Raw genomic sequence first — 8,505 nt, forward strand, 5'->3', positions numbered from 1 at the left:
GCAAGGGGCTGGAGTATTCGGTGGTGTGTGTGCCGTTTGCGCACGCCTTGCGCCAGGTGGACCGTAAAAACACGCGTTTGCTGCAACGGCAAACCGCAGACGGCCAGCGCGAATGGTCGCTGGCGTTTGATGACGCCGATGTTCAGCGTGCCGACCGCGACCGCCTGCGCGAAGACCTGCGCCTGTGGTACGTGGCCTTGACGCGTGCGCGGCATGCGCTGTGGCTGGGCTGGAGCCCGATCCGCATCGGCAACAGCAAGGACTGTAAAAACCACCTCAGCGCCGCAGGCCACTTGCTCGGCGGTGAAAAAACCCACGAGGCCGAAGCCTGGCCCCAAGTGGTGCAGCAAGCGCTGGCTACCTGTGGCAGTGCGGTACAGCTGCGCATTGCACCAGAGCGCGTGCCCGTGACCGTCTGGTCCAAACCCGCATCGGGTGCGCAAGCGCAAGCCGCCAAAGTGTTTGGCGCCACCTTTGACCGCAGCTGGACCATTGCTAGCTTCAGCCGCTTGGCGCGAGACCTGAAACACGATGCATCAAGCGCGCAAGAACTGCCCCTGGCCTTGCAGTTGCCGCACCCCGCAGACGACGAACCTGTGGTGAGCGAGCCCGTAATGAGCGAACCCGCCACCACCTCGCGCCAAGTGCAGGCCTGGCACCGCTTTGCGCGTGGCCCCTCTGCCGGTAACTTTTTGCACGACCAGCTGGAATGGCTGGCGGCAGAAGGTTTTGCGCTGGAGCCCGGGACCAGCCAGGCGCGCCGCCTGCAACGTGCGTGCGAACGCGCCGGCTACGAAGCGCAAGCCGACGATGTGCAAGCGTGGCTCATGCGCGTGGTGCGCCAGCCCCTGGAGGGGCCGAACGCACCCCTGCAGGCCCTGCAAAGCGTCTTGCCCGAAATGGAATTCTGGCTGCCCGCCCACCAGCTCGATGCTCCGGCCATTGACCAGGCGTGCCGCGAATATGTGATCCCCGGCGTGCCGCGCCCGGCGCTGCCGCAGTCGCAGCTGCACGGCATGCTCATGGGCTTTGCCGACCTGGTGTTTGAGCACCAAGGCCGCTACTGGGTGCTCGACTACAAGTCCAACCACCTGGGCGCGGACGATGCCGCCTACACCCCCCAGGCGCTGCAAGCCGCCATGGCCACCCACCGCTACGACGTGCAAGCCGCCTTGTACCTGCTGGCACTGCACCGCTTGCTGCGTGCCCGTCTGGGGCAGGGTTACGTGCCCGAGCAGCACCTGGGCGGCGCGGTGTACTTGTTCTTGCGCGGTATTGACGGCCCGGCAGGCGGCTGTTGCACCTTGCCCGCGTCCTTGCCTTTGCTGCAGACGCTGGACGCCATGCTCGACGCGCAGGAGGTGTCATGAGTCACAAAACCCTGCAGTGGTTGCAAGCCTGGATGCAAGCGGGTTGGCTGCGCAGGCTGGACGTGGCGCTGGCTGCCCAGCTGCTGCGCCTGGATGCGCAGGCCTCGCCCGCCTTGCTGGTGGCCACCGCCTTGCTGGCGCACATGGAAGGGCGCGGCCACACCTGTTTGCCGCTGCAGCAACTGTTGCAAGCGCCTGCTGCCTGGCTGGGCTGGCCCGCGCAAGCGGTGCAGGGCGAGCAAGGCTTGCAAGCCCTGTGGGCACACATGCCCGCCACCGTGTCGGCGTGGCAGCAAGCCCTGCAGTCCAGCGTGCTGCGCCAGGCCGACGCGCCCGACCAAGGTCAGCCCCTGGTGTTGGGGGGCAGCCCAGAGGAGCCCTTGCTGTACCTGCGCCGCTACGCCGCGTATGAACAGCGCGCAGGGCAGGGCTTGCGCACGCGTGCGCTGGAGCGCCTGCCGGTGGACGAAGTGCTGGCCGCAGAGTGGCTGGGCCGCCTGTTTGGCCCGCCACCGCAAGACACAGATTGGCAACGCCTGGCCTGCGCGGTGGCGCTGCGTGCGCCCCTGGCCGTCATCACCGGCGGGCCGGGCACCGGCAAAACCTACACCGCCGCACGGCTGCTGGCCCTGCAACTGGCGCTGCACCCCGGCCCCGCGCCCCTGCGCGTGGCGCTGGCTGCGCCCACGGGCAAGGCCGCTGCGCGGCTCAAACAATCCATCGACGCTGCACTGGTGAGTCTGAAAGACAAAGTGCCGCTCGAATTGCTGGACCTGGAGCAGCTGATCAAGACCATGCCCCCTGCACGCACTTTGCACTCGCTGCTGGGTGCGCGGCCCGACACCCGCCGCTTCAAGCACCACGCCGCCAACCCGCTGGATGTGGACGTGCTCATGGTGGACGAAGCCTCCATGGTGCATCTGGAAATGATGGACAACCTCTTGGCCGCACTACCGTCCAAAGCGCGCCTGATCTTGCTGGGCGACAAAGACCAGCTCTCTTCCGTCGAGGCCGGGGCCGTGCTGGGCGATGTGTGCCGCCACGCCGCGCAAGGCCTGTACGACGCCGACACCGCCGCCATGGCCCAACGTGTCAGCGGGCAAAACCTGCCTGCCCACTGTTTGGCCACCGGGGCCGCGCCCGTGTTGGCGCAAGTCACGGTCATGCTGCGCCACAGCAAGCGTTTTGAAGGTGCCATTGGTGCGCTGGCCCAAGCCGTGAACCTGGGTGATGCCAAGGCCGCCCGCGCTGTATTGGCAGCAGGCCAAGAAGACGTGGCCAGCCTGCAAACCCACCAGCCCCAAACCGTGTGCAACCTCGCGCTGGACGCCGCCTGGGGCTGGAAAGACTATGCCGCGCTGGTCCGCCAAGGCGCGCCCGCAGGCGAGGGGTACCAAGCTTGGGCCCTGCAGGTGCTGCAGGCCTTTGACCGCATGCGCGTGCTGTGTGCCGTACGTGAAGGCGCCTGGGGCGTGCAGGGCCTGAACGACGCCATTGAAAAAGCGCTTGCGCAGCACGCGGGCCTGCCGGTGGTGGCGGGCGAGTGGTATGCCGGCCGCCCCGTCATGGTCTTGCGCAACGACGCGCAAACCGGTGTCTTTAACGGCGACGTCGGCGTGGCCCTGCCTGCAGAAGACGGCAAAGGCCTGCGCGTGTGCTTTGCCGAGGGCGAGGCTTTGCGGTCTGTGGCCGTGATGCGCCTGCCCGACGTGCAAACCGCCTTTGCCATGACCGTGCACAAAAGCCAAGGCTCCGAATTTGCCCACACCGTGCTGGTGCTGCCGCCAGGCGGCGGCGAAGTGCTCAGCCGCGAACTGGCGTACACCGGCATCACCCGCGCCCGCCAGCGCCTGACCTTGGTGGAGGCCGACGCCGGCTTGCTGGAAGCCGCACTGGCCCGCCCGAGTGCGCGGGCCAGTGGCTTGGGGCAGTGGTGGGGGTGAGTCTGACCCCACGTGAGTCCAAAAACGCTATAATGGCTAGGTTTTGCATGGTGCAAAGCGCACGTCAGTAGCCCTTCCAGCCGCTGGCGCAAGTCAACAAACGCTGTCCGCAAGGGTGGCGCAACAAGGAAAAATCATGATCGCTGCTTCCAAAAAAGCCGAAGTTGTCAAAGACAACGCCCGTGCCGCTAACGACACTGGCTCCCCCGAAGTGCAAGTCGCTCTGCTGACTGCACGTATCAACGAACTGACGCCCCACTTCAAGCAACACGCCAAAGACCACCACGGTCGTCGTGGCCTGCTGCGCATGGTGAGCCGTCGTCGCAAGCTCCTGGACTACCTCAAGGCCAAGGATGCTGATCGTTACATCGCGCTGATCGCCAAACTGGGTCTGCGCAAGTAATTGCCCGACAAGATGCAAAGCGCCTGAGTTCACAGCAGTGGCTCAGGCGCTTTGTACTTGAAACATCGGAAAACGAGCTGATCGAACCCGCGCTGTGTCATTCCACAAGCCCTGCCAGGGCAGGTTTTATGGAATGGCATGGTGTTCAGAGCAGTCGCAATCCGGGCCAAAGGCGCTGCCTTAAGCGCCGCAAATGTTCCCAAGGAAACTGAACATGTCCATCTTCAACAAAATCACCAAGACCTTCCAGTGGGGTCAACACACCGTCAAAATGGAAACGGGCGAAGTCGCTCGCCAGGCCAGCGGAGCCGTGCTCCTCGACATGGACGGCACCGTGGTGCTCGCCACCGTGGTGGGCTCCAAGCAAGCCAAAGCCGGCCAGGATTTCTTCCCCCTGACCGTGGACTACATCGAGAAGACCTACGCCGCCGGCAAGATTCCTGGCTCGTTCTTCAAGCGTGAAGCCAAGCCCAGCGAACTCGAAACCCTGACCAGCCGCCTGATCGACCGCCCGATCCGCCCCTTGTTCCCCGAAGGCTTCTACAACGACGTGCACGTGGTCATCCACACCGTGTCGCTGAACCCCGAAGTTGATGCCGACATTGCCGCCATGATCGCCGTGTCTGCCGCCCTGTCGATTTCCGGCATCCCGTTCAACGGTCCCATTGGCGCTGCCCGCGTGGGTTACGTCAACGGCGAATACGTGCTCAACCCCGGCCAGACCCAGCGTAAAGACAGCCAGCTCGACCTGGTGGTCGCTGGCACTGAAGCCGCTGTGCTGATGGTCGAATCCGAAGCTCACCAGCTGTCCGAAGAAGTCATGCTGGGCGCCGTGGTTTATGGCCACGAGCAGAGCCAGACCGCCATCAACGCCATCCACGAGCTGGTGCGCGAAGCGGGCAAGCCGGTGTGGGACTGGCAAGCGCCTGCCCGCGACACCGACTTCGAAGCCAAGCTCGCTGCTTTGGCTGAAGAACCCCTGCGTGCCGCTTACCAGCTGCGCAACAAGCAAGCCCGTACGCAAGCTTGCCGCGAAGCCTACGCTGCCGCCAAGGCTGGCCTGACGGCCCAAGGCGTGGAATTCGACGCCATCAAGGTCGACGGCCTGCTGTTCGAAATCGAAGCCCGCATCGTGCGCGGTCAGATTCTGGCCGGTGAGCCCCGCATCGACGGTCGCGACACCCGCACCGTGCGCCCGATCGAGATCCGCAACAGCGTGCTGCCCCGCACGCACGGTTCGGCCCTGTTCACCCGTGGCGAAACCCAGGCCCTGGTCGTGACCACGCTGGGTACCGAGCGCGATGCGCAGCGCATTGACGCGCTGGCTGGCGAGTTCGAAGACCGCTTCATGTTCCACTACAACATGCCTCCCTTTGCCACCGGCGAAGTCGGTCGCATGGGCAGCACCAAGCGCCGCGAAATCGGCCACGGCCGTCTGGCCAAGCGCGCCCTGGTGCCGCTGCTGCCCTCCAAGGACGAGTTCCCCTACACCCTGCGCGTGGTGTCCGAAATCACCGAATCCAACGGCTCTTCGTCGATGGCTTCCGTCTGCGGCGGCTGCCTGTCGCTGATGGACGCTGGTGTGCCCATGAAAGCCCACGTGGCCGGCATCGCCATGGGTCTGATCAAGGACGGCAACCGCTTTGCCGTGCTGACCGACATCCTGGGTGACGAAGACCATCTGGGCGACATGGACTTCAAGGTGGCCGGTACCACCAACGGCATCACCGCCCTGCAGATGGACATCAAGATCCAGGGCATCACCAAGGAAATCATGCAAGTCGCTCTGGCCCAGGCCAAAGAAGCCCGCATGCACATTCTGGGCAAGATGCAAGACGCCATGGGAGAAGCCAAGACCGAAGTGTCCAGCTTCGCGCCCAAGCTCTACACCATGAAGATCAACCCCGAGAAGATCCGTGACGTGATCGGCAAGGGCGGCGCCACCATCCGTGCGCTGACCGAAGAGACCGGCTGCCAGATCAACATCGAGGAAGACGGCACCATCACCATCGCCGCCACGGACGGCGCCATGGCTGACATGGCCAAGCAGCGCATCGAACAGATCACCGCCGAAGTCGAAATCGGCAAGGTCTACGAAGGCCCGGTCACCAAGATCCTGGACTTCGGCGCCCTGGTCAACCTGCTGCCCGGCAAGGACGGTCTGCTGCACATCAGCCAGATCGCCCACGAGCGCGTCGAAAAAGTGACCGACTACCTGAGCGAAGGCCAGATCGTCAAAGTCAAGGTGCTCGAGACCGACGAAAAAGGCCGCATCAAGCTGTCCATGAAAGCCCTGCTGGACCGTCCTGCACAAGGCGCTCAGCAACAGCAGCAACAGCAGCAACAACAGCAGTGATCTGAACGCAGCGGGCCTTCGGGCTCGCGGCCTGTGCTGACATGAAGCTCATTCACATTTCCAGCTTTGGTGGCCCGGAGGTTCTGGTGCCAACGCAAGGTCCTGACCCGGTGGCCGGGGCAGGGGAGGTGCTCATTCGCGTGCACGCCAGCGGGGTGAATCGCCCCGATGTGCTGCAGCGCACGGGTGCTTACCCGCCGCCGCCCGGTGCACCGGCGTGGCCGGGGCTGGAAGTGGCGGGCGCCATAGTCTCGGGCGATGCCCAGGCCATGGCGCAAGCCGGTTTGAAGGTCGGCGATCGGGTGTGTGCGCTGGTCGCAGGCGGTGGTTACGCCGAGTTGTGCGTGGCCCCTGTAGCACAGTGTTTGCCGCTACCTGCAGGTCTGTCGGATGTGGAGGCGGCTTCGCTGCCCGAAACGTTCTTCACGGTCTGGAGCAATGTCTTTGACCGTGGCCGCCTGCAAGCGGGCGAAACCTTGCTGGTGCATGGCGGCACCAGCGGCATTGGCGTGACGGCCATTCAACTGGCGAAAGCTGCAGGCGCGAAAGTGATCGTGACCGCGGGCTCGGATGACAAATGTCAAGCCTGTCTGGCCCTGGGTGCGGATCATGCGATCAACTACCGAACACAAGACTTTGTGGAAGAAGCCAAGCGCCTGACCAACGGTCGTGGCGTGGATGTGATTCTGGACATGGTCGCTGGCGACTATGTGGCGCGTGAGGTCGAGGCCTTGGCCGAAGATGGCCGCCTGGTCATCATTGCCGTCCAAGGTGGCATCAAGAGCGAGTTCAACGCCGGTCTGGTGTTGCGCCGTCGCTTGACCATCACTGGCTCGACCTTGCGTCCGCGTCCCATCGCGTTCAAGGCGGCGATTGCGCACAAGCTGCGTGAAAACGTCTGGCCTTGGCTGACCGAGGGGCGCGTCAAGCCCGTGATCCACAGCGTGTTTGAGGCATGTGAGCCGGTAGATGGCTTGCCCAGCGGGGCGGCCAAGGCGCACGCGCTGATGCAGTCGGGTCAGCACGTCGGAAAAATTGTTCTGACCTGGGGAGACAAGACATGAGCCAGAAACTGATTGTGGGCAACTGGAAGATGAATGGCGGCCTGGCTGCCAATCAGGCGCTGCTGGACGGCATCAAGTCTGGTCTGGGCGCCATGCGCTGCCGCGTTGGTGTGTGTGTGCCGTTTCCCTATTTGGCCCAGGTTCAACTGTTGTTGGTGGGCACGCCGGTGGGTTTGGGCTCGCAGGACCTGTCTTCACAAGTTGCGGGTGCGTATACCGGCGAAGTGTCGGCCGCGATGCTTCGTGACTTTGGTGTGCGCTACAGCATCGTGGGCCATTCCGAGCGTCGCCAATACCATGGCGAAAGCGACGAATTGGTCGCGCTCAAGGCCAAGCAGGCTTTGGCGCATGGCATCACCCCCATTGTGTGTGTAGGCGAAACCCTGGCGCAACGCGAAGCAGGCGAAACCGAAGCCGTGGTCAAACGCCAGCTGGCTGCCGTGATCCACGAAAACGGGCACTGTATCAGCGAGATTGTGTTGGCCTACGAGCCGGTCTGGGCCATTGGCACAGGCCGTACCGCAACGCCCGAACAGGCGCAGGCCGTGCACGCGGTCCTGCGGGCGCAAATCAAGGCCGCTACGCCGCATGCCGACCGTGTGTCGATTTTGTATGGCGGCAGCATGAACGCCGCCAACGCCGCCGAGTTGCTGGCGCAAACCGATATTGATGGCGGCTTGATTGGGGGTGCATCCCTCAAGGCCGCTGATTTTCTGACAATTTTGCAATCCGCGCATCGCTGCGCGGCTTGAAGTTTTATTTGAATTGGAGAATGCAATGAGCATCATGATGACTTTGATTTTGGTGGTCCAGATCCTGTCGGCCCTGGCCATGATTGGCCTGATTCTGGTTCAGCACGGTAAGGGCGCTGACATGGGCGCAGCCTTTGGCAGCGGCGGTTCGGGCAGCCTGTTTGGTGCCACGGGTGGTGCCAACTTCCTGTCGCGCACCACGGCTGTTCTTGCTGCTGTGTTTTTTGTGTGCACGCTGTTGCTGGCCTACATTGGCAATGCAGGTCGTAACGTGTCTTCGGGCAGCGTGCTTGAAGGTTCCGTGGTGCCGGTTTCTACGCCTGTAACGGCTCCCGCCGACACCAGCACTGCCGCTCAAATTCCGGGCGCAGCAACCGTCAATACCACGCAGGGTATTCCCGCGAAGTAAGTATTAAACGAAGCTTACGGAAGGCTTCAGCAAGACTGAATTTTTTCCTGATTTTTGTCAGGTCAAGGTACGGTTTCAGAGTAGAATTAGGGATTATCCGGAGAGCGATAAACAGCCGACGAGCTGTACCTCAAGCGAACCGGAAAACATTCCCGCCGTCGTGGTGAAATTGGTAGACACGCTATCTTGAGGGGGTAGTGGCGAAAGC

7 protein-coding genes are annotated in these 8,505 nt (G+C 63.4%); all 7 read left to right on the forward strand.

Annotated features, from left to right (window positions below; translation table 11 throughout):
* Window positions 1-1,370 (forward strand): PD-(D/E)XK nuclease family protein (locus AAFM15_RS11090; RefSeq protein WP_341686775.1); only part of this gene is annotated, 1,370 nt, incomplete at its 5' end.
* Window positions 1,367-3,313 (forward strand): exodeoxyribonuclease V subunit alpha, encoded by a 1,947-nt coding sequence (recD, locus tag AAFM15_RS11095; RefSeq protein WP_341686776.1) that lies wholly within the window; start codon window positions 1,367-1,369, stop codon window positions 3,311-3,313. The genes AAFM15_RS11090 and recD, both read left to right, overlap by 4 nt.
* Window positions 3,314-3,449: 136 nt before the next feature.
* Window positions 3,450-3,716: a 30S ribosomal protein S15 gene (gene rpsO / locus AAFM15_RS11100; protein WP_371833106.1), complete on the forward strand. Its 267-nt coding sequence runs from the start codon at window positions 3,450-3,452 to the stop codon at window positions 3,714-3,716.
* A 214-nt stretch (window positions 3,717-3,930) separates the two neighbouring features.
* Window positions 3,931-6,072 carry a polyribonucleotide nucleotidyltransferase gene (pnp, locus tag AAFM15_RS11105; RefSeq protein WP_341686777.1) on the forward strand — a complete coding sequence of 714 codons (2,142 nt, stop codon included), beginning with the start codon at window positions 3,931-3,933 and terminating at the stop codon, window positions 6,070-6,072.
* A 41-nt stretch (window positions 6,073-6,113) separates the two neighbouring features.
* Window positions 6,114-7,136: an NAD(P)H-quinone oxidoreductase gene (locus tag AAFM15_RS11110; RefSeq protein WP_341686778.1), complete on the forward strand. Its 1,023-nt coding sequence runs from the start codon at window positions 6,114-6,116 to the stop codon at window positions 7,134-7,136.
* Window positions 7,133-7,888, forward strand: a complete 756-nt coding sequence (tpiA, locus tag AAFM15_RS11115) for a triose-phosphate isomerase (protein WP_341686779.1) — start codon at window positions 7,133-7,135, stop codon at window positions 7,886-7,888. The genes AAFM15_RS11110 and tpiA overlap by 4 nt, the downstream gene beginning before the upstream one ends.
* A gap of 25 nt (window positions 7,889-7,913) precedes the next feature.
* Complete coding sequence (gene secG, locus AAFM15_RS11120) at window positions 7,914-8,297, forward strand: preprotein translocase subunit SecG (RefSeq protein ID WP_341686780.1); 384 nt, start codon at window positions 7,914-7,916, stop codon at window positions 8,295-8,297.
* The last annotated feature ends 208 nt before the right edge of the window (window positions 8,298-8,505 follow it).

The sequence above is a fragment of the Limnohabitans sp. genome, from assembly GCF_038134685.1.
In the GTDB taxonomy this organism is placed as follows: Bacteria; Pseudomonadota; Gammaproteobacteria; order Burkholderiales; family Burkholderiaceae_C; genus Limnohabitans_A.